Source organism: Bradyrhizobium sp. SZCCT0148 (genome assembly GCF_018129985.1).
Taxonomy (GTDB): domain Bacteria; phylum Pseudomonadota; class Alphaproteobacteria; order Rhizobiales; family Xanthobacteraceae; genus Bradyrhizobium; species Bradyrhizobium japonicum_H.
Genome location: NZ_JAFCKT010000001.1, coordinates 19,728 through 40,663, shown reverse-complemented (window position 1 = coordinate 40,663; position 20,936 = coordinate 19,728). Strand labels below are relative to the sequence as shown.

21 protein-coding genes and 1 tRNA gene are annotated in these 20,936 nt (G+C 59.3%); 16 read left to right on the top strand and 6 right to left on the bottom strand.

Annotation, left to right across the window (positions count from 1 at the left end; all coding sequences use genetic code 11):
* Window positions 1-159 precede the first annotated feature (159 nt).
* Window positions 160-233: transfer RNA gene (locus tag JQ580_RS00195), tRNA-Gly, on the bottom strand.
* Window positions 234-477: 244 nt separating this feature from the next.
* Here JQ580_RS00195 and JQ580_RS00190 point away from each other — a divergent pair.
* Both JQ580_RS00190 and JQ580_RS00185 read left to right on the top strand, forming a co-directional pair.
* On the top strand, window positions 478-1,044 hold the full coding sequence (locus JQ580_RS00190) for a DpnI domain-containing protein (protein WP_311981821.1): 567 nt from the start codon (window positions 478-480) through the stop codon (window positions 1,042-1,044).
* Window positions 1,045-1,286: 242 nt separating this feature from the next.
* Window positions 1,287-2,873, top strand: coding sequence for an ORC-CDC6 family AAA ATPase (locus JQ580_RS00185; RefSeq protein WP_212277717.1), 1,587 nt, complete (start codon window positions 1,287-1,289; stop codon window positions 2,871-2,873).
* A 68-nt stretch (window positions 2,874-2,941) separates the two neighbouring features.
* On the opposite strand, the gene JQ580_RS00180 is transcribed toward JQ580_RS00185, so the two are convergent.
* The 4 genes from JQ580_RS00180 to JQ580_RS00165 all read right to left on the bottom strand — a co-directional run bounded on the left by JQ580_RS00180 (window position 2,942) and on the right by JQ580_RS00165 (window position 8,208).
* Window positions 2,942-3,808: a hypothetical protein gene (locus JQ580_RS00180; RefSeq protein ID WP_212277715.1), complete on the bottom strand. Its 867-nt coding sequence runs from the start codon at window positions 3,806-3,808 to the stop codon at window positions 2,942-2,944.
* Between the two features lie 1,135 nt (window positions 3,809-4,943).
* Window positions 4,944-6,677, bottom strand: coding sequence for an adenylate/guanylate cyclase domain-containing protein (locus tag JQ580_RS00175; protein WP_249133883.1), 1,734 nt, complete (start codon window positions 6,675-6,677; stop codon window positions 4,944-4,946).
* Between the two features lie 352 nt (window positions 6,678-7,029).
* On the bottom strand, window positions 7,030-7,230 hold the full coding sequence (locus JQ580_RS00170; protein ID WP_212277713.1) for a hypothetical protein: 201 nt from the start codon (window positions 7,228-7,230) through the stop codon (window positions 7,030-7,032).
* A gap of 363 nt (window positions 7,231-7,593) precedes the next feature.
* Window positions 7,594-8,208, bottom strand: coding sequence for an SHOCT domain-containing protein (locus tag JQ580_RS00165; protein ID WP_212277711.1), 615 nt, complete (start codon window positions 8,206-8,208; stop codon window positions 7,594-7,596).
* 472 nt (window positions 8,209-8,680) lie between these two features.
* Between JQ580_RS00165 and JQ580_RS00160 the strand changes: the two genes are divergently transcribed.
* From JQ580_RS00160 to JQ580_RS00120, 9 genes are all read left to right on the top strand, one after another.
* Window positions 8,681-8,926 (top strand): helix-turn-helix domain-containing protein, encoded by a 246-nt coding sequence (locus tag JQ580_RS00160; protein ID WP_212277709.1) that lies wholly within the window; start codon window positions 8,681-8,683, stop codon window positions 8,924-8,926.
* On the top strand, window positions 8,916-9,497 hold the full coding sequence (locus JQ580_RS00155) for a hypothetical protein (protein ID WP_212277707.1): 582 nt from the start codon (window positions 8,916-8,918) through the stop codon (window positions 9,495-9,497). The genes JQ580_RS00160 and JQ580_RS00155 overlap by 11 nt, the downstream gene beginning before the upstream one ends.
* Window positions 9,498-9,922: 425 nt before the next feature.
* Window positions 9,923-10,390, top strand: a complete 468-nt coding sequence (locus tag JQ580_RS00150) for a hypothetical protein (RefSeq protein ID WP_212277705.1) — start codon at window positions 9,923-9,925, stop codon at window positions 10,388-10,390.
* Between the two features lie 66 nt (window positions 10,391-10,456).
* On the top strand, window positions 10,457-10,750 hold the full coding sequence (locus tag JQ580_RS00145) for a hypothetical protein (RefSeq protein WP_212277704.1): 294 nt from the start codon (window positions 10,457-10,459) through the stop codon (window positions 10,748-10,750).
* An 88-nt stretch (window positions 10,751-10,838) separates the two neighbouring features.
* A complete protein-coding gene (locus JQ580_RS00140; protein WP_212277702.1) occupies window positions 10,839-11,354 on the top strand; it encodes a hypothetical protein in 516 nt (171 codons plus the stop codon).
* Window positions 11,351-12,262 (top strand): LysR family transcriptional regulator, encoded by a 912-nt coding sequence (locus tag JQ580_RS00135; protein WP_212277700.1) that lies wholly within the window; start codon window positions 11,351-11,353, stop codon window positions 12,260-12,262. The genes JQ580_RS00140 and JQ580_RS00135 overlap by 4 nt, the downstream gene beginning before the upstream one ends.
* A complete protein-coding gene (locus tag JQ580_RS00130) occupies window positions 12,262-12,708 on the top strand; it encodes a hypothetical protein (RefSeq protein WP_212277698.1) in 447 nt (148 codons plus the stop codon). Before JQ580_RS00135 ends, JQ580_RS00130 begins: the two co-directional genes overlap by 1 nt.
* A 422-nt stretch (window positions 12,709-13,130) precedes the next feature.
* Entirely contained in the window at window positions 13,131-13,334 is a 204-nt protein-coding gene (locus JQ580_RS00125) for a hypothetical protein (protein ID WP_212277697.1), read from the top strand.
* A 131-nt stretch (window positions 13,335-13,465) separates the two neighbouring features.
* Window positions 13,466-16,111, top strand: a complete 2,646-nt coding sequence (locus JQ580_RS00120) for a bifunctional DNA primase/polymerase (RefSeq protein WP_212277695.1) — start codon at window positions 13,466-13,468, stop codon at window positions 16,109-16,111.
* On the opposite strand, the gene JQ580_RS00115 is transcribed toward JQ580_RS00120, so the two are convergent.
* The gene (locus JQ580_RS00115; RefSeq protein ID WP_212277693.1) at window positions 16,108-17,658 is read right to left on the bottom strand and encodes a site-specific integrase; all 1,551 of its coding nucleotides are present in this window, start codon (window positions 17,656-17,658) and stop codon (window positions 16,108-16,110) included. The genes JQ580_RS00120 and JQ580_RS00115 overlap by 4 nt on opposite strands.
* 356 nt (window positions 17,659-18,014) lie before the next feature.
* Here JQ580_RS00115 and JQ580_RS00110 point away from each other — a divergent pair, with 356 nt between their 5' ends.
* The 5 genes from JQ580_RS00110 (at window position 18,015) to JQ580_RS00090 (ending at window position 20,844) form a co-directional block, all read left to right on the top strand.
* Window positions 18,015-18,593 carry a methylated-DNA--[protein]-cysteine S-methyltransferase gene (locus tag JQ580_RS00110; RefSeq protein ID WP_212277691.1) on the top strand — a complete coding sequence of 193 codons (579 nt, stop codon included), beginning with the start codon at window positions 18,015-18,017 and terminating at the stop codon, window positions 18,591-18,593.
* 9 nt (window positions 18,594-18,602) lie between these two features.
* Complete coding sequence (locus JQ580_RS00105; protein WP_212277689.1) at window positions 18,603-19,442, top strand: helix-turn-helix transcriptional regulator; 840 nt, start codon at window positions 18,603-18,605, stop codon at window positions 19,440-19,442.
* Window positions 19,443-19,572: 130 nt separating this feature from the next.
* A complete protein-coding gene (locus JQ580_RS00100) occupies window positions 19,573-19,932 on the top strand; it encodes a hypothetical protein (protein WP_212277687.1) in 360 nt (119 codons plus the stop codon).
* Between the two features lie 97 nt (window positions 19,933-20,029).
* On the top strand, window positions 20,030-20,389 hold the full coding sequence (locus JQ580_RS00095) for a VOC family protein (RefSeq protein WP_212277685.1): 360 nt from the start codon (window positions 20,030-20,032) through the stop codon (window positions 20,387-20,389).
* Window positions 20,390-20,442: 53 nt separating this feature from the next.
* Window positions 20,443-20,844: an SRPBCC family protein gene (locus JQ580_RS00090; RefSeq protein ID WP_212277683.1), complete on the top strand. Its 402-nt coding sequence runs from the start codon at window positions 20,443-20,445 to the stop codon at window positions 20,842-20,844.
* Window positions 20,845-20,936: the final 92 nt, after the last annotated feature.

Sequence of the window (20,936 nt, the reverse complement as noted above, 5' to 3'; positions counted from 1 at the left end):
GCCGGCCTGCCGACAGACTGCAGTTCGTGCTAAGCGCAATGGATTAGGACAGGAGAGCATCAGCTCAACGTGCCGTTGTTTCCAGTTCAAAGCCGCTGGGGTTTTCGGGCCCACGAGACGACAGGGCCGCTTGGGCCATCGCGCCGGCGTGGAAGCCTTTGGAGCGGGCGAAGGGAATCGAACCCTCGTATGCAGCTTGGGAAGCTGCCGTTCTACCATTGAACTACGCCCGCTTAGTTCTTTATTTTCAAGAACTTAGTTCTATCTTGCAAGGAAGACCATGTGTCCATCATGTGTCCCGCCTTCTGCCGCTCAACATACAGTGGCGGCTGCACGGATCAAGTCTGCATCACGAAATCCGCTTGTGGCGCACTCAGAGTTGTAGACGAGTAGCCGCATTTTCCCCGAGCGATAAAATCGCGCGACGCGAATCACAACATCCCGCTTCCCTCTTGTTACTGGCAGTCGGATCAGAGCATGTCCAAGCCCCCTAGAATGACGGACAAGCAAAAGCTTGGCTTGTTCGGCGAAGAGTTAGTTGTTCGGATGTGTAGTTGTCCCAGGTGCAAGCGCTCAAAGACGCTTAAGCGATTGGGGCCTAATTTCAAATGTGCAGATGTTATCTGCGATTTCTGCGGCTACCTCGCGCAGGTAAAAACAACGAAGAAGTCGTCAGTGGAGAGAATCCCTTCCGAAATCGCCGGAGCTGCTTGGAAGCCTCACAACGAGCGCATGAGCGCCGGAATATATTTTCCGCTCTTCCTTGTGCTCGTCAACGAATGTGACCAAAGGAACTATGCGATTTACTACCTGTCGGCCGACCTTCAAAACGCGGGTATGTTCCAGCCTCGAAACCCTTTGCAGAAGGGCGCTGGCCGTGAGGGTTGGATCGGATTCAGATATAAATTGAACTCAATCAAAACGTCCTTCGTGCAGCTAGCAACGGGGCCCTCTACGAAAGCCAGCACATCCGCACTGGCAAATGTGGTTTCACCCGTAAGCGGGCGCCTTCCCACTCGGACGCCAACATCACAGCCGCGCTAAAGGGCTTTAGGAGGCGGCGGGAGCACTTTGAAGCGTAGACCGGAAATTGGTGCGGCTCAATTCGGGAGCCCTTTAAGGGTTCGCCGTCGCGCTTAGGGATCAGAGCACAACGTGGAGCGCCGGAGAACTCCTCCGGAGTATTCGGCGCGGCTGAGGGGCCAACGCTGAGACATCACAAAAATTACTCGCCTGTACGTTGAGAGGCAGTTACATTGCAGTTTGCTACCAAAACGGGTGACGCTATGGGATTGACTGACAAAGTCGATGTTGTCTCTTTGCAAAAGGCCTTCATCAATTTCTCGCTGCGAGCTGAAAAGTATACCGATGATATGGTGGTAGACACCTTCGTAGATTCAGCTCCGATGATGGACTTGCTTTCGAATGCTAATAGCCAGGTGGTTTACGGCCGACGCGGAACTGGCAAGACCCACGCCTTGAAATTTGTCGCTGACCTCGTTGCCAAGCGCGGCGAGATCCCAGTCTATATGGATTTGCGCTCCATCGGATCTAACACCTCGATCTACAATGACACGTCAAAATCTCTGGCGGAGCGCAGTACCCAGCTCATCAATGACGTTCTTCAAGCCGTCCTTGCCTCGCTCTATCCATGCGCCGTCGCTGCGCTCGATACCGCTCGACATCCGGAGCAGGTCGCTGTCCGTCTCGACGACTTTCAAACAGCTATCTCGTCCGTAAAAATCAGAAGAACGATCGAACGCGAAACGACAACTTCATCAGAGAACACCGCCAAGGCCGGCGGCTCTCTGGCGGCGACCTTGGCGGCCGCAGCATCCGTTACGGCATCGGCGAGTGCCGAAGCCACATCCAAATCAGCTGAGCAATCGCGAGCGAAGACTGTTGGCGAGCCGGCGTTGCACATCGATTTTGGCAGCGTCCAAGCAGCGCTGACGGGGCTGATCGAGGTTTTGGGCGCAGAGAGGGTTTGGCTTTTCATCGACGAATGGAGCGAAGTTCCCTTGGAGCTTCAGCCATATCTTGCGGACCTGCTCAGGAGAACGGTCCTGCCATCACCGCGTTGCATCGTGAAGATCGCCGCGATCGAGCACCGATCCAATTTCACCCTTAGGGGTACAGGGCGTGGTGAATACACGGGCGTCGAGCTGGGCGCCGACATGTCTGCGAGCCTCAACCTAGATGATTTTCTAGTTTTCGACGCAGACGAACAGCGGTCAATCCAATTCTTCAAGAATCTCATATTCCGACACTACAGCAAGTCGGAGAATGTTGATCCTGCTGTTCGCACGGCTGAGGATCTGATCCATGCCCTGTTTACTCAGGTGAACGTCTTCGAGGAGTTCGTACGCGCGGTTGAAGGCGTGCCGCGGGATGCGCTTAACCTCGCTGCTACAGTCGCAACCAAGGCATTTAACAACAAGATTTCAATGAACCATGTTCGAGAGGCGGCGCGCGATTGGTATCAACGAGACAAGGCATCCGTGATCAGAGGAAGCGACCATCTGTCGGATATTCTCATGGTGGTTATCAACGAAGTGATCGGCAGGCGTCGAGCCCGCGCCTTTCTGTTCCCAAACAACGTGAGAGATGAGACGATAGAGGACCTGTTCGATGCACGACTGTTACACATCCTGAAGAAGAACGTGTCCGCAAAGGATCAGGCGGGCAAGCGGTTTGACGTCTTTAAGATCGATTACGGTTGTTACGTCGATCTGATCAACACCGGTAAAGAACCCAAGATGCTGTTCGAAGCTGACGACGAGTTGATCGAAGTGCCGCGCGATGACTACAGGTCGATTCGGCGAGCCATCCTAACACCTGAGCAGCTAAGAGAAATCGCCGCAAATCGGTGAGACAAGGGAGAGCTTCATTGCCCGCATTAGGGCACTCGCGTGCGCCAAGTGATGTCAGAGCGCTCTTGCTACATCCGGCCCTGATATGACGCGCGCATCAGCTCCAGCAGCAATTCTCTGTGTTTTGCGATATCATCAGCGCCGAGGGCGAGGCGATACGCTTGATATGTTTCGTCGTAGTCCAGAGTCTCTATTCCCGCGTGCTCAATTTTGCCATCGACCTCGTCGGTCCGCGGCAACCGAATTTCGGCACGGATGTGTTTCTTTTTCGGACGGAAGATCACAAAATTGAAGGGCTGTCCTGCCCTCGACAGTCCGATATAGAGTTTGTTGTATTTCAGCTCCAATGATGGATCAATCTCTCGCGCAATAGACAGTAATTCGTCGGCAAGCTGAACCGTCGCTTTTGTGCCCTGCTTTTCCCAGTACGGCCGATCGGTCGGGGTAGCTGCCGCGTCCTCGTCCTCGTCCACCGGCCCCCTAGACAACTCGTCCATCACTTTCGTGAAGACCAGCGTTGTATGCTCTCCAACCTTAAGCGCCTGCATCTGGAGAGCAATCAACGGAATGAATCCATTGAACAATGACACAACGTTGAGAAAGCGGCTGGTGATGTCTTCCGCAACCAGCACAGCGCAGTGCTTGTATTGCGGGTAGCGCTTCCGCTCAATGTCCCAATACTCGATCGTGCGGATAATATGCGTCTCGTCCGTCGCGCCTAACTGAACCTCAACCTCGTACCGCAGCTTTCCTTCTGGATGTTGAAGGAGCAGATCCAACCGGCCTGCGCGGGGCTGCATTCGTTCCTTGTCTCGAAGCACAAGATCGCCCAATCCAAGTATCTTGGGATCACCAGCAATCAAGTCCTGCACCCACCTCTCATTCAGCTCCGGATGTAGCTTCAGAGAGATGCGTTCCGCCCTGGTAAAATTCATGGATACGCCCCGCCCTTATGTCTGCGCCATTATGTTGGCGGCCGGTTGAGAAAGCGTTTGCTTGGTCCTGCGTCCGGCCGTGACGTCAGGTCTCAGCTTTTGATGAGGCTGAATTTTGGACTTCGGCAGCTCGTCTTATTTTTCAGAAGCCAGACTTCCGACCTGAATAGAGTGAATGCGCTAGGGCCCATCACCTTTTCGGGTGATCCGAGTGATACGGATCCTACCCGGTAGCTCGATTCCGATAAACAGAAGCATGGGACCTCACGCCGACCTGCGCGGGCACTCAGCAAAATTGTCCCCGCGAAGATGGTTAAGGGATTCTAAATGCGCTGGACACATGGCTCCAGCGGATCGGGTCGAGCCATGCCGAACGCAACAACATTGCGTGGCACGCTTTTCGCGTGGACCAAAAAAGATTCCATAATTCGTCTTTATGCGCGGCCGGTTAACCACACCCGCGCAGGTCTCCCACTTTGAGTCAATCGGGATGGTGAACGCCCGGTTAAGAAGATCGAACAGGGAACCCGATGACTCGGCTGTCATCCCGACGTTTTTACATTCCATTAAGGTTAACAATTAGTGTGAACGCCCCCGTTGGGGTTACCGCTAGCAACCCCCACGAAGCCACCCAGGGACGCTCATTCGAACTTTAGCCCGTCCAGGTCGTCTAGTTGCTCGTTCTGATTTATTCGGACCTGTCGGAGGTGCGGTGGATAGAGGCGCTTCTACAACCCTAACGCCCTTTCTAGCGACCTCATCAACGAGGGTCGCTATTACCTTCGAGGGAGGTGTAAAAACCGTTCTATCGACCGCAACTCCGCTCGCAGCGCGCTGCGCGGAAGCCCGGGCGAGCGGCGGCGCTAGGCTCGAACATTAGACACGAAGACGGCAACCGAAATGCAAACTTCACTGATGGGCCACAATGCGCTGTAAGTGCAAAAGGCCGCCATCTGAGGCGGCCTTACTTTGGCGACCTAAGCTCGCTGTTGAGCAAATTCTGAATATCCTCGCGAACGAGCAAATCTAGTCCGCTCTGCCCGTGATAAGCGGACCTTCGAGAGACCGACCGCAACTTCGCAGATGGGCCAACGCCGGAAGTTGGGAAAGATAGCGGCGAACGAGAAGATCGTGGTCATTCGGGCAACCCCGCGAGGCGAAGACCATCGAGGAATCGTTGCCCCTGCCATTGTCCGCCGTAGTTAGCCCATGCGTTAATGCGAAATGACGGCTCAATTTCCAACAGGGCGGTGGCGGCTTCCTTCGCTTCCGCCCCGCGACCGAGATAAGCCAACGCAGCGGCAAGACACCGATGGGCCGATGTAAACCGCGGATTGAGCGCAAGAGCCCGTCTCGCCCTCGCGGCTGCTTCGTCATCGCGGCTCAACATGATGAGCGTACTCGCCACCCCCGTAAGGGTATCGTACAGCTTCGGGTCCACCGGGCTAAGGCGTATGGCGCGCTCGAAACTGATAAATGCTTCGTCGGCTTTTTTCATATATCGATAGGTCCAGCCCCGCTCGGACCACGCTCGCGCCGAATTTGGATTTAGTTCGACTGCACGATCAACCATCTCCTTTGCCGTGTCGTAATCGTTGGTAAACGCAGCCGTTCCTCTACCAAACATAGCAAGTGTATCGGGATCCGCGTCATCTATCTCTAAGGCCCGCCTGCCAAAGCGCATGGCGTCGGCGTAATCCAATCTGACGTCTTTGGACCATCCCTGGGCCGGCCTGAGTCCGTGCATGTCCGCTGCGAGCCGAACCGCTGCGCTGTAGCGGGGGTCGATTTCGAGTGCACGGGAGCACAATTGAAGAGCCTCTGTAAACCCTTCCTCGGTCATCGAGTAGTAGCGAGGCAGCGCGCGAAGGTAATAGTCGTAGGCCGTAAGGTTATCCGGCCGCGGACGGGCTGCACGATCGATTTCGGCGCGCGTGATGTTTGGCTCAATGACAGCGGCAACCTTTTCCGTAATCTCGTCCTGTAGAACGAAAATATCGTCCAGTTCACGGTCAAATTTGTCAGCCCAAATATGTCCGCCGGTTGACGTATCCACCAACTGTCCCGTGACGCGTATTCGCGCCCCGATTTTGCGGATGCTACCTTCCAATACGTATCTTACTCCGAGTTCGCGACCGACCCTCTTAATATCCACCGCTTCGCCCTTGTAGGTAAAGCTGGAGTTGCGCGCGATCACGAACAGCGACTTGAAGCGCGACAGCGCGGTGATGATGTCTTCCACAATACCGTCTGCGAAGTATTCCTGCTCAGGATCGCCACTCATGTTCTGGAACGGAAGCACGGCAATAGAGGGCTTGTCGGGGAGTGCGAGCGCGGCGGGCGTCATATTGACAGGCGCGGCACTATTCGCTCCAGCTAGGGCGAATACCTGAACCGGCCGAGCGATATTCTTCAAGGTGACCTCGCCTTTGTCGTCGAACTCAACCTTGATGCGGTCACGGACTTGGTCATGGACGGCGCGGGAGATGGAAATGCCGCCGACAGCTGCAATGCTTTCCAAACGTGCGGCGATATTGACGCCGTCGCCCATCAGATCCTCACCCTCCACCATGACGTCGCCTACGTGGATGCCGATCCGCAACTGCATCTTTTTGGTTTCATCGAAATCGGAGGCCACCGCATCGGTTTCCGCCTGAATTGCGAGCGCGCAGGAAAACGCTTGAACGGCGCTGGAAAATTCCGCCAGGAAACCGTCGCCCATGATCTTAAATAGCCGGCCTGAATATCCCGCAATATTGGGTTCGATGATGTCGCGCCGCAGCGTGGCCAATCGCGCCAGCGCATCTGTTTCGTCAGCGCTAACGAGGCGGGAATAGCCCGCCACATCAGCAGCGAGAATTGCAGCCAACCGCCGTTCCATCCGTTCTCCCGCCAAGGAACGCATTTAGAGTAAATGTTGCAAGAGCATCAAAGCATACAGGAGGGCAGCTGGGCTAGGGCCAACTTCCGCTTTGGGTCATTTGCTGACGTCGCCGGAGCGGCGGTTAATGGTCTGCTTAGGGCCAGAAACGGAAGTCAGCGTTGGATGGGTAGGCCACTCAACTCAGGCTGTCTAATTCATCTTGCGGCGCAGCTTCTGGATAACTTCCTGTAGGGCGGCGGCGTACTCTTGAACGGCCGCCATTACCTCCTGCGTCCGCCTTTGGTTAGGGGGAGGGATCACGTTCTTAGGCGGCTTCTTGTCGCTCACATCGGGCCGTCTACGCCGGGGGCCGTAGACCGGGCGACCGCAGCCACTCACTGATGTGCGAGCCGGTTTCAGCCAGGCTCGCTTTGCGGATTGCACGCTCGCGCTCAATCCCCGGCGGAAGCAGTTTAGCTTGCTCGCGCAGGCGCAGGGCCTCTGCGGCAAGGCGTTCTTCAAGAGATATGGTTTGCTTGATGCGGCGTCGCAGCTGCATGGCTCTAACTCCTCCTGAGGAAGGAGGCGGGAGCGCGTGATGGCGTTCTCATCACCGATATATGCCGAGGGCCGCGCGGTGATGGATGTTGTTAACACCTGTGGCAGACCAAGTCTGAGCAGTTTTGACCACTCGTCCAAGAAAGGAATTAGGACACTCACAAATCCAGTACCGAGATCAAAGGCGGGCAGTGACGGCAACTGGAATGTCCTGCGAACTCGCCTTGGGTCGGCTATGGGTCACGTGCGGCCATCGAATTGGCCGCGAGGTCGAGTCCGGTCTGCAACAAATAGCGACACCACAATGACGTCGGCCTTATCCGGGGTGAGGCCGCTAGCAGGCATCCAACAAACGGGGAAATGACTAGATTACCGGACCTTGCCGCCTCCCGAATTGAGGCTTGGCGCTTGCGATATCAGGAGGAGCGGCCGTTTCTACCCGACGAGCGATAGCACGGTCCATCGCCGCTTGCATTCGGGCGGCACCATCCGAGATCGGCTCTTCCTGAGCAGCGCTGGCAGAACTTTCCACTTTTTGCCCGATCAGAGAATTTTTCTGGCTATCAAATTCTTCTCTGGTGATCAGCCCGCGCTCAAGCAGGCCGGCCAATTTATCCAACTGTTCGGCGGCGGAGACCGACGGAGCTGCTGAGACCAGAGGCTGGGCTGGGCGTCCGATCTTCTGCTGCAAAAACTCATAGGCCTCGTCAAACGCGGCGGCATCAATAAACTGCAAGGAGTTTTCGTCGGACGCCGAGGCGAGGATTCCGGCAGTATTTTCGTTGCCTCCGGAGATGGTGAATTGGATGTATCCATTCAGGATGCCGGGGCGCTTGGCTTGTAGGGCTGTGATTGACGAGTAGGGTATGCGCTTGTCGCCCTTGAGGCCGTGCTGAAAGAGCCCGATCACGTAGGTTCGTCGGATGACGACACAATGTTCAAGCAACTCAAAGCTGCCGCCCCAACCTTTTACTATCATCGACCCTCGCTCCTGCTTCGCTCGGCTCGCGGGAGAGATAGCGGAAAATTCTCAAAGCCTCCGGTGCACAAACCACTACAATTTTACAAACTTCAAAGATCGGGCGTTAGTCCAAAAACCTCGGCTGCGTCAAGCGTGCTGAGGGTCAAAAGCCTGGCTGGGACAGGCGCGGCCCCCGTGTCCCGGTAGTGGCAATGGCAAATGTCCAAATCCGCTTTATTATCGGACAGGAGGGCGGTGCTTTCCGTTCGAAGAGATGCGTTAGCATCGCCAGCGACCGCTTTCGGGTCCTTCGAGTTGGTTTGTCATTCCAAGCATCCAAACGGCTCGGTGACCTTTCGCAGCATGAAATCGCTAGTTGACGCGCGCGAAAACCCTACGGGCCAAGAGGCTCGGCGCCGCGGAAGGCGTCATTTAAACGTTCATTAAACGCTAGTTGTCCGGGATTCGCGCGTGCCTTAGAATCGAAGGCATGATCAAACACGCCGACGAATTCAAACCTCTCGCTGTCTCGGCGGCGGTCGCAGCCAAGATGCTCGACATTGACGTGATAAAAATTCACGCCGCTGTTCGCGCAGACGAACTGCGCGCGTATCGCAACGGCGTCACGGTTCGCATCCTGCTCACCGACGTTGAGGCATGGGTGCGTTCATGGCCCGCGCCGAAGAGGCGCACCCGTCGCACCAAGAAGGAATTGGAGTCAGTGCATGCCCGTTGAGTTTGAGTACAAAGACCCGCATTTGGTCATGGAAGACTTGTTCATCAAAGCTGGTGTTCAACCCTCCGTCGTTCGATCAGAGCGGGAGATTTACGCGCCGCAGTTCAAGCACATCAACGGTGAGTTGATCTATCGTGGCTCTCAAACCGATTTTCTGGGAATGACTATCGAGGAATGGTGCGCGCCCGAACACTTGAAGAAGATAAAGCCACACTGGTTTTTTGCCGACAACCTTCAGTCGCTCGAAGAGGATGCTTTCGGCGGTCCAAAGAACAGGCCGAACCTCACGGCACGCGGCAAGTTGCTCCGTGAGGTGGGTCCGTCCTGTTACGAAGACCTAATGCTGCGCTGGGGAGCCACTCATACCACCAACGGCATCCGGCCCGGCCCCAAGCCGAAAGAAAAAGATCGCTCGCCTGACAGTGCCGCCAAAGCGAATAACCCGTGGTTGGCAGCAAACTGGAATATCACGGCTCAGGGAAGAGTTTTGGCGGGCCTAGGTGCGGAGAAAGCTGCCGCAATTGCGAAAGCGGCAGGCAGCTACATCGGCGCGACGCGTCCCACGCGCTGAGGATTCGATATGACCATTCGCAAGACCTCCCTACTCAGCGGCGCACCGAAGCGTCCTGCCGCACCGGCGCCGCATCCCGGCATGAAGCACACTACGGTCGTCGGTGGCACGAAAGCCGTAATCACCGGAGTGACGTCTACGCAGTCAGGTCACATGCTTCGTGGCGATGAGGTCCACAAACCGTCCACCGGCAAGCACCTCGCGCCTGTCGCAGTCAATCCGGGTTGCCGTGATCGTAAGGCGGGCTGCGCGGCCGGCACCGTCGCCCCCGCGCCAATTATCGATCGCGCTGCTCCTGGCGCCGTAAAGTCGCGCCGCGCCTGACGGCTTGGCTTTCGCTGGGCAGCCGCCCGGGGAAAGCCGATGGTCGCGATCGCGAGTGGCCGCGGTCCCGATCCCTGGAAAGCGGCGAGAGTGTGTGTCCCATGGCGCAGGGTTCGGTTATCGTTTGGCAGCGCGCGGCTAGAGTCGGCCGCTTCTTTGGTTACATCTGCGACGATTCGTTCGGGAAGCGCTGCCCCCGCGAGTTGTCGGTTGCGTTCGATGAGCGCGACCTCGTCGGGTGTGTGCCTTCTGAGATCGTACCGCAGCTACCGGTTTCGTTCGCCTACCATGCCGAAAAGCCGGAACATGGTCGCAACCCGCGGGCGCGGTTGGTACAGCCGAAGCCGCTGCTGGAAAAGAGTGGCGAGATCGTCACCATTATGTCCGCGGCAATCTCGGACCACTACGGCTTCATCCGCGACGATGATAGCAGCGTCGACTTCTACTTCATCGATCGCGTCATAAGCGCGCTCGGGGCGCCGCTAGAAGTCGGCGCGCGTTGTAAGTTTTGGGTTGATGCCGACGGCAAGAGCGACCGTGCGCGGCGCGTGGAAGTGATCGAACAGTGATTACGTCTTCGCTGTGAGTCCGGGTTCTTAGACCAATTGCGCCCACCCGATTGAAAGGAAGTCAAAATGTTTTCACCCTTCGACAAAACCGGTGCACGATTGCGGACCGACGTCAGCGAAGCCGAAATTGCAGCACTCAGTGAAGCGCAGCGCGTGGCTTACTTTGCGTTAGTTGAGACCGGCCTCGCCGCCGAGTCGCTGGAGGATGAGGCCCGCGCGATCCAGGCCGAGCTAAATGAGGCTCTACGTGATTGGGATGATAAAGTGCTCGCGTCGGCGCAGGTACCGAATCCTATCAGCCATCTCGACGCCGTGCGCGCCGCGATCAAAGCTCACGAAAGCGCCATATTGAACAGCTGAGCGCCGTCTTCAAGCAGCGATGCTCAGCTAGGGTCGGGCGCGCGCTTCCTCTCGCCCCGACCCTCTTCTATTCGAACGGGACTGCACCATGACCAAAGCACCTCTAGACCTCAGCGTTCTTTCCGACAAAGTCGAAGATCATTGGACCGAAGACGGAACTCCGGCGCTTGCCGCTGTCGAGAAGCTTCTCGGTCGGAAGGTTTCGCGCGCAGACGTCGTCAAGAGTGGGCGCTTGCGATATCGAACTACGCCGAAAGGTCCGGCGCCAAGAGCGCCGGTTGATCATCGTCTCGAAATTCTGAAGGCGGAGGGACGTGTGAGCGCGCTTCGCATCCGCTTCGCCGATGTGCAAGCGAAGATCAAAGCGGTGCGCGTCCGGTACGCTGACGCTATTGCCGCTTGGCAGCGCGCCAATCCACCGCCGAGCACGGACGAGGCGTACCGCCAGCACCTTGCCCGCCAAGCTCGAAACACAGCGACCGGAGACGTCGCCGCACCTCAGCCGGTCGTTCATCGCTCCGTGCTCGACGAGGTCATGAGCCAGACAGGCGGCAGAACGACACGAAATCCCGCCGCGCGGAAGGTGCGAGGCCTCATCCGGTGAAAAAATCGCAAGCAACATATGCTGAGCTGCTCGACGCGATCGTTGAGCATGGGTCAATTACGACCGCGGCCCGGTCCATTGGCGTGAGCCCGGCGAGCGCATTCTCGTGGATGCAGCAGAGCGCGAAAGGCGAGCCGGGCTTCGATGTCGAATGGATGAACGAGACAGTGCCGCTTCATGCGGCCGTGAAGCAGGCGAGCCGCCAAGTCGGCTTCGATATCCTCGAAGGCTTCCGCAAGCGGATGCGGGATGGCGTGACTACCGTTGCGCAATACCAAGGTAAGACCGTCTACAGACGCGATCCAGCGTGCGACCGATATTCGGACTCTGAGCTGATCGAATTGGGCATCGACCGCTATCTACGGGATGGGGCAGGCAACTTCATTCCCGAGACGGTTTGGACACCTCCCCCTGTGCAAGGCGTGCTCGCGCTTCTCGCCGCTGAGTTTCCCAGGCTCTACGGGAACAAGAACACAGTGGAGATTTCGCAAAAAACGAGCGGCGTTGTCCGGCATCAGGTTAGCTACTCGCTGTCGAAACCATCGGCTCCGATGGCCGTGGTGGAGGTGCTGCCGCCTTCGCCAGCCATTGCGCCGCCGGAGGAGATCATCGGTAGTGCCGACGATGACGATCTTTCCGATATTCTCGGAGAAATGGGCGACACCGCTGCAGAGCGGCCGTCGGAATCCCAGCCCGCTCCTGTCCGAGCCGAGCCGCCGGCAACGCCGCCCGAGCCGGAGTTGCAGGCTGCCGGGCTTACCCCGCTCCAGCGCGATCTTATGGCGCGGCTGAAGGCCGGCCCGGGCGGCGCGCGCACAGCACCCGTGCAACCAACTGGAAGTCCGGCCAAAGATCAGCCGGATGACGTGCCGCTCGCACCGCCTGCCGGAGCAATGAAGGTTCTGTGATGGACTTTCTTGACGATCTGATCGGACCAGCGGAAAACCCTGCTGAATCCACTGACTCCAAGTCGCGTGGGGGCGCTCTTGTGGTGCCCGACGCGGCTCCGAGCGGAGCCTTCCTAAACATCGAAGCGGCCGCGTTCCGCGAGATTGCGCATCTACCGGCCGTGGTCTTCGAGGAGGAAGACGAAAACGGGCGGCCCGCGTTTTCAAACGCCGCCGAATTCCAAGATGCAATGGGCATGGTCTCGCCGCCAACGCAAGCGGAGGCGCTCGACTGGATTCTTGAAGTGCTGGTCGCGAATGCTGAAAGGCACGGCGAGCGGCTCGCGGCTGCCTTTGCTGAAGCCGTCGCCGCGGCGCCAAAGAACCCGACGCCTGATCCGGCCGGGGTACCCGTGCGTGCCCGCATGCCGCACTCAACCGGTACTAGCAGAGGGCAGCGCAATTGACCGAAGACTATGCCATGCTGTGGACTAACGCGGGTCGGGCGGTCCTCTGTGCGTTCCCTGGGGAGCCCCGCGCGGTCGCTGCCAGCGACCGTGCGGTCCCTCCAGCGGAGCGAGCTGCCACCGCTCGACTGTTTGTCACTGAACTCACGGATTGGCGTGTCAGCTATTCGCGCGCGGAAACCCTCGTAGCGTTCCGCGCGTTGCTCGCCGATGCCGGCATTGCTTCGCCTAGAGCGCGGTGGCACCACCCTCGCGCGTGCGTTGGGGTCGTTTTCGGACCTTCAGGGATGTCGAGTACCGGGCCGCCATAGGACTCACCTACACCCCTCAAAACGGCTCCGAGAGCCTTCCGATAAGCATAACCTGTAATGTTAACCGCCAAACGCCGCTCGGTCCCCTCCGCGGCTTGCAGGGGGACAAACATGACGACTGAGCAATACGAACGTCTTCGCCGTAGCAAACGCATTTACCACCAACATCTTCGCGCGGTGGAAACTGCCATTGCGCGCGCCAATGGTCGCGCGACCGCGACGATCGATGATGTCGCGACGGCGCAACTAGCGCTGGAGTCTGTTTATAATGCGATCCACAACGGCGCCGACCCGTACGGACTGAAGCGAAAATAGCGTCTCTAAGCGCACTAGACACCGCGCCGCGTTGTCGTAGACGTTGGCGCCTGAAACGACGAAGCCCCAGCTCGATGCTGGGGCTTCGAAGAGTAACGACGCTGATCCCGTCGAAACTGTGAGTAACGAGCATGTCTTTATCATCTTCAGATTCTCGGGGCAAGGGCCTTTCGGAAAAACAGTCGCTAAGTTTAGCGCTCGACTATATCTCGCAAAATCCCGGCCGTTATCTCTTCCCAATTCGGAAGCTTTCGAAGTTTCCGCCGCTAATCAAGAATAATCTCGCCACTGCCTCCAACGATCCGGTGCAACTCACCCTGTGGGCCAAGAAGTGGCCCGGGTGTAACTGGGGCGTCGCTCACCGCAAATCAAACTTGCTCGTCGTCGACGTCGACCAGAAACCGGGCAAAGAGGGCGAGAAGACTTTCGATGATCTCGATCTAGAATACGGCTTCCCCGAGACTGAGGAGAACCGCACGCCCTCCGGCGGCCGACATCTTATCTATGAAGGGTCGCACGTCTTCGCCCTCGGCAAGGATGGCTTCGGTCCCGACGTGGACTCTCCCAACTATTCTTTGATTGCTGGGTGTCGGTTCGCAGATGGCACTTGCTACAAAGCAATCAGAACCATTGCAGCTGCAAAAGCGCCCGCGTGGTTCTATGAAATCCTCGGTCGCGCGAGAGAACGGCTGGCTAATTCGGATGTGGCAGCCGTAGAGTTAGACAAGCCGGCAAACGTTGCGTGGGCGATCGATTTTCTAAAGCACGACGCTGAGCCTGCTATAGAGGGTAGCAGCGGCGATCTTCAGACGGTCAAGATCGCGATGGGTTTGCGCGACCGGGGCCTCTCTCCAGAGCGAGCGTTCGAATTGATGCTGGAGTATTACAACGAGCGTTGCGAACCGCCGTGGGAGCCCGATGATCTCCGCCGGAAGGTGGAGAACGGCTATAGTTACGCAAATCAATCGCAGGCCGGCGGCAAGACGGCTGAGGCCGATTTCGCCGAGGATGAATTCGACACCGCTCGAATCCAGACAGGCGATCCGAGGAAGATCGCCGAACAAAAGAAGGAGCGGCAACGCCGAGCCGAGGGGCGCCCTGAATTGCACGATAACGACCGGCGGCCCATCGTCGTTCACGACGCGGCGCATTTGCCGGAGATCACTCGCAAAGTGCAGGAGCTGATCGTCAGGGGCGCTCAGGCGAAGGACGCCAAACCTGCCGACCGGATCTTCCAGCGTGGCGGAAGTCTTGTCCACCTCAGCCGCAACCGACTGAAGCAGGGGGAGGAGATTGACAGGACATACCACGTCAACAACGATCTCGTGATTTTGCCGGTCAAAGACGATTGGCTTGCTGATCGTCTTGAGCGCGAGATCAAGTTCGTGCGCGTCGGCAAGAAGGCAGGCGCGAGCGGCAAGAGCCTTCCGAAGCAAATTCCAATTCCCGCCCCGCGCGACGTTGTCAAACGGCTCAGCGCAATCAGACAGGATTGGGAATATCCCGTGCTCAATGGGACGGTCGAAACTCCAACGCTTCGGCGTGACGGCACGGTGCTTGATCGCCCGGGATATGACGAGAGGAGCGGGCTCTACTTCGACCCCGGACTGATCAACTTCCCACCGATCGAGGATCATCCGACGAAACTCGACGCGCTTGCCGCCCTTGAAGTTCTCAAGAAGCCATTGGCTGACTTTCCGTTTGGCGACGAAGATGGAATCCCCGGCCTCTCGCGCTCGGTAGCATTGTCAATGCTCTTGACGGCAGTCTGTCGCCGCGCGCTCCCGACTGCACCAATGTTCGGCATTGATGCGAACGAAGCACAAAGCGGCAAGACCGAGCTCGCACAGGTTGCAGCCATCATCATGACAGGGCGCCGGACCGCAGCCCGGCCGCTGTCGTCTGACGAATATCAGCGCTCGACCGCACTCGCCGCGGCGTTCGAAGCGGGCGACCCGGTCATCCTGTATGACAACATCGACGGTGACAAAATGACCGTTGAGGGCGAAGCCCTGTGCATGGCGCTCACCGAGGAGCGGTTTCAGATGCGACGGCTCGGGGGCAACAGTGCAGCGGATCAAATCATCGCGCCGACCAATGCTCTTATCGTCGCAACCGGCAACAAACTCACGGCGGCCGGCGATATGTCAGAGGATAGAATCCTCATCTGCAACCTTCGCGCGGATCGTCCGTTGCCCGAGCGCAAATACAAGCACTGGCCTCTCGACGAATATGTGATGACCGAGCGGCCCGCGCTGGTCTCAGCTGCGTTGACGATCTTGCGTGCGCATGCGGTGGCGCCGGATAAGAAGCCGGGCGCTCCGTTCCGAATGAGCGAATGGAGGTCCGTGGTTGCTGATGCTTTGGTGTGGCTCGGCGAACCCGATCCCGTTCTAGGCGCTCAGCGCGCGAAGGCAGAGGACCCCATCCGCGATGCGCAGCACGGTGTAGTCCGCGCCTATGTGCGATGCCTCGATCGGGGAGAGCACACGACAAGCGAAGTGCTCGCTCATCCGGAGATAGAAGAAGCCATTGCCGAAGCTCGCAGTGTCCCGCCACACAAGCTCACAAAGAAGGCCGCCGTGAACTTCCTCAAGGGCATGGTCGGCATCGATTTACACGGATACAAGCTCACGCGCTCGAAAGACCCCCACGACAAAATGGATCGCTGGAGGCTCGAAGCTGGGCGCAATGATGTCAAGATCAGGTCCAACTACCCCCGAGCAAGCGACGACGATCTCGCAGACCTACTGGGGCCAGAACCTGCTCGACATTAGGCCGCATCAACCGCCTTCCGACCCAGCCCGAGCACCTTCCCACGACGCGCTTTGGCGGATGCTTTCTGAGCCCGCGCTAACGCCTTCGCGGCCTTCTCCGCCCTCGCCTGCTCCGCTTCGGCAGATTGCATCAATCCCGCGGCAATTTCGGCTTTTAATGTCCGTGCATTCAACCCCAACAATTCGACAACGCGCCGACTGATCCGTGACTGCTCCTCGCGCATCTTCGGCCCGTTCGCCAAGATCAGCGCCGCGATGTACTTCTGACTGATCCCCTCCGGGGCATGTCCCATAAGGAAGTGTCGAATCAGATCGTCAACACCCAGATCAGCCGCAGTCGTGCTGTAGGTGTGACGGAGCATGTTGCCGCGCGCCGGGAGATCGTCGCGATGGCCAGCCTGGCCGCATCCGGGGAAGATCAGAGCATCCGCCCGAGTGTCGTAGCCAAGCGCTTCGGCGGCAGCGCGAGCCATCTTGAGCGCCGCTGCGATTTCGTCCGTGATCGGGATTAAGATGTCATTGCCTGCCTTTGCCTTGGCAATCACAAGAGTCCGCTCATTGTCCGAATACGCGTCCCAGCGCAGCCGCGCCAACTCGCCCGGCCGGGGCCCCATCAATAGACCGCAGAGGTGGTACGCTTGCCTGACCGCATTGTCGATCTTGCGCCATGCCTTCAGCCAAGCGGGAAAGCTCTTGAAAGGCAGCGCCTTCTGTGAGGGCCGTTCCGAGTTAAACTCCACGGCGCTGGTCGGCAGATACGCGGGTAAGGACCGATCGCGTCGACCGGCCCGCTTGTAGACGGCACGAACGATGCGAGCGGCATGGTTTGCGCTGACCGGCCCGTGCGCCCTGGTCACTTTCTTATGCCAATCGGCGACTGCATCAGGGCTCATGGCCATGTCGTAGAGCGTCCATCCAGACCAGCGTTGCAGAATGACTCCGGCCCCCAACTTCTCGACATTGTAAGCCCAGCGAGCTGGCTTGCCTTGCTTCTCCGCCTTGGCCTTAAGATATTCGACATAGGCATCAAACGCCGCTTCGAATTTGACGGAGCTTCGTTTGTTCGGAGCGGCGTCGCCGCTGTGGACCTTCCCAATCTCGATCTCTGCTAGCTCGCGCGCCCTGTCACACTTCACCGCCGGGAACTCACCCAGCGTGCGGAATGTGATCGTGCGCGCTCGGGTGCCCTTTGTGGTGCGGCCACCTTCGCCGCGCCGACGAAAGCGCCAGACAGTGCGCGTAGGTCCAATGAAGATGCGCAGACCGCGGACGATCGAGTCCTGAAATTCACGGCCGATAATCTCCGCCTTCGGGAGGGGGTAGACCGTGCTAGTCACCAACCTCCTCTCACGGCGCGACGGGGAACGATCGGGGGTGGCAAGAGCGGTATCGGCAAGCGCTTCCGCCTTGAGCCATTCACGCTCCCCCATCGGCTTTACAGCGGCGCTTGCGCGCTCGTCATCGGCGATCTGACGAAGCCATTCGATATGATCGTCTGTGAGCTTACGCGGGCGAAGGTGGTTTTTCAGGTCCGATCGGGGCGCCATCAACGTGTGTCCATCATGTGTCCCGAATCCGGGTATTAGCCCGGCTTCGAGGGAACCGCTGGACCTACACTTATGACGAAATCCCCTTGAGAATAGGCACTTTGGGCGATTTTGGCGCATTTCCCGAAACGCAGTTAATGTGCTTGGGAAGCTGCCGTTCTACCATTGAACTACGCCCGCTGATGCGCGGCTCGCGCCGCCCGTCCTGATTAGCCGAGACGGCGCCTTCCGCCAAGCGGTTTGGCGCGGGCGGCCTGATGCTTCTTAAGGTTTCGCTAAGATTCCAGGTGCGCCGGATTGTGGCGGTGTTATGATCCGATGACTGGGGAGAGACGTGCACTGAGTGGGGCGTGTGCATGGTGGGGCGTGGCTATTCGATATTCGACACGGCAATCGGCCGTTGCGGCATCATCTGGAGCAGCACCGGCGTCGTCGCGGTGCAATTGCCGGAGGCCCGGGAGATCGACACCCGCCGCCGCATCTTTGCGGTGCATCCCGAAGCGCGCGAGCAGCGCCCCTCCGACAATGCCGAATTTGCGATCGACGGCATCGTGAGCCTGCTGCAAGGCAACGATCCCGATTTTTCCGAGGTCAGCCTGGACGCCGGCGGGGTGCCCGGGTTCAACCGGCGCGTCTATGAGTTCGCCTGCTCGATCCCGCGCGGGGAGACGCGGACCTATCACGAGGTCGCCAAAGCGCTGGGCGCTTCGGGCGCGGCACATTCGGTGGCGCAGGCGATCGCCAAGAATCCCTACATGCTGATCGTGCCCTGCCACCGGGTGCTCGAAGCCGGCAATTACACCGACCGGCTCTCGCCTTACGGCGGCGTGATCTCCAAGCGGCGGCTGCTGGCGCTGGAGGGCGCCCATCCCGTCGCCAGCAAGACGCTGTTCGAGGTGCTGCTGCCCGTTGCTCCGCCGAGGCCGTCCACCTAGATAGATGGCATGGACGCGACCACCCTGCTGAATACACCCTCGATGACGGTTTCCGAGTTTCGCTGCGACGCGGGGCCGGATGACGCGCCGTTTGCCGAATGCCGCACCGGGCATTCCATCGCCTATGTCCGCTCGGGCAGCTTTGGCTGCCATTGCCGCGCCGGCTTCTTCGAACTGGTGGCGGGCTCGATGCTGGTTGGCGCGCCGGGCGAGGAATACACCTGCACGCATGAGCATGTCAGCGGCGATGTCTGCCTGTCGTTCTTCCTCGGCGCAGATCTGGTCGACGCCCTCGGCGGGCGGCGCGAGACCTGGCAGGTCGGCGCCACGCCGCCGCTACCCGAATTGATGGTGCTGGGCGAACTCGCTCAGACGGCAGCAGATGGCAATAGCGACCTCGGGCTCGACGAGATCGGCCAGATCCTGGCCGGCCGCTTCGTCGACATCGTTTCGGGCAAGCCGCGCAAGCCAGCCACACCCAATGCGCGCGACCGCCGCCGCGCGGTCGAGGCCGCGCTGTGGATCGACGACAACTCGCATGAAGAGATCGATCTCGAACAGGCCGCAAAGCAGGCGGGCCTCAGCCCGTTCCATTTCCTGCGGCTGTTCTCGAGCGTGCTCGGCGTCACCCCGCATCAATACCTGGTGCGCTCGCGGCTGCGCCACGCCGCACGGCTTCTTGCGGATGACGACATCGCAGTCACCGATGTCGCCTATGACGTCGGCTTCGGCGATCTCTCCAACTTCGTCCGCACCTTCCACCGCGCCGCCGGCGTATCGCCGACCAAATTCCGCCAAGCCTCCAAGGGCGGGCGCAGCATCTTCGCCCAACGGCTCGTCCTCAACTGAGACAGGTCGGCCGCATGTGCGGGTAACAGTCTGTTGACCAGACGGGTGCGTCGCGCTGGGCTTGCGGGACGCCGCGCGATACTACAACCAGCGGGCGAATCAACGCTCCTTCAAGGCGGCAAGCCGGCAGATGAACAGTACCCCGGATGATGTGATTGCGGCCACCCTGGTCGCGCTTGCCGTCGGCCTCGCCTTCATCGCCGGCTGCGCCGTCTATTATGGCCGCCGGATCACCTCGCGCAGGATTCCGATGCAGTGGGGCACTGACGGTCAGCCGGCCTGGTTTGCCCCACGCCTCGTCGGACTCTGGTCCAGCTTCGGCATCACGGCGGCGCTGTCCACTTTCCTGCTCATTCTCGCCCATCACGACCCTCAGAAACTCACGGCGCTGATCGTCGCAACGGTCAGCGTGATCGGAACGAACATGTGGGTTCACGTCTATCACCTGAAGCGGGTGATCCGGTGGCAGTCGCAGGCCCCGGCGAACTAGCCGGGCGCAAGATTCTCCAAGAGCTGCCCACCTCACCCCGACTAGGGTCGTCTGCGGCGCGCGCCCATTTGAGCGCGCTTTGCAGATGGAGACGACCATGTACGACCATATCGGGCTTCGCGTTGCCGATCTCGACGCCGCAACGCGCTTCTACACCGCGGTGCTGGCGCCGCTCGGTTACGTCCCGTGCTCCAGCGGCGACGGCTATGCCGGGTTCGGGCCGAAGGGCGAGCCGGCGCTGTGGCTGCACCTGAACAAGGGCCGCAAGGCTGACGGCGCGCACATTGCGTTCCGCGCTGGCGATCATGACGCGGTCAAGGCGTTTCACAGCGAAGGCTTGAAGAGCGGCGGCCGCGACAATGGCGGTGCCGGGCCTCGCAAGGATTACAGCCCGACATATTACGCGGCGTTCTTGATCGACCCCGATGGCAACAATATCGAGGCGGTCTGTAGCTGAACACTCTCCTCGTCATTGCGAGCGCCGACCTATCGTAGTCAAAGGACACCTCCATGGCCTCCATCCACAACGACGTCTCCCTTCCCGCTTCGGCGCGCGACGTGTGGGATGCGGTGCGTGATTTCGGCGCGCTGCATGAGCGGCTGGCGCCCGGCTTCGTCACCGCCTGCGCGCTGGACGGCGATACGCGTATCGTCACCTTCGCCAACGGTTCGGTGGCGCGCGAGATCCTGGTCGATTGCGACGACGCACGGCAGCGCCTCGTCTATGCCATCAACAACGAGCGATTGAATCATTACAGCGCATCGGTGCAGGTGATCGCCGACGGCGCGCGGAGCAGCCGTCTGGTGTGGATCATCGACATGCTACCGAACGAGCTTGCGGCCTATGTCGAGGCGCAGACCAGGGAGGCTGTCGTTGCGATCCATAAGGCGTTTCCGCCGGCGGCAGCCTAGCCGCGGTGGACGCGCTGCCGCCTCTGTGAGTTTTCTCACAGAGCTCCGCCCTCGCCGGCCGTAACCATCGCGGTGTGCGTCCGGTCGGCTCC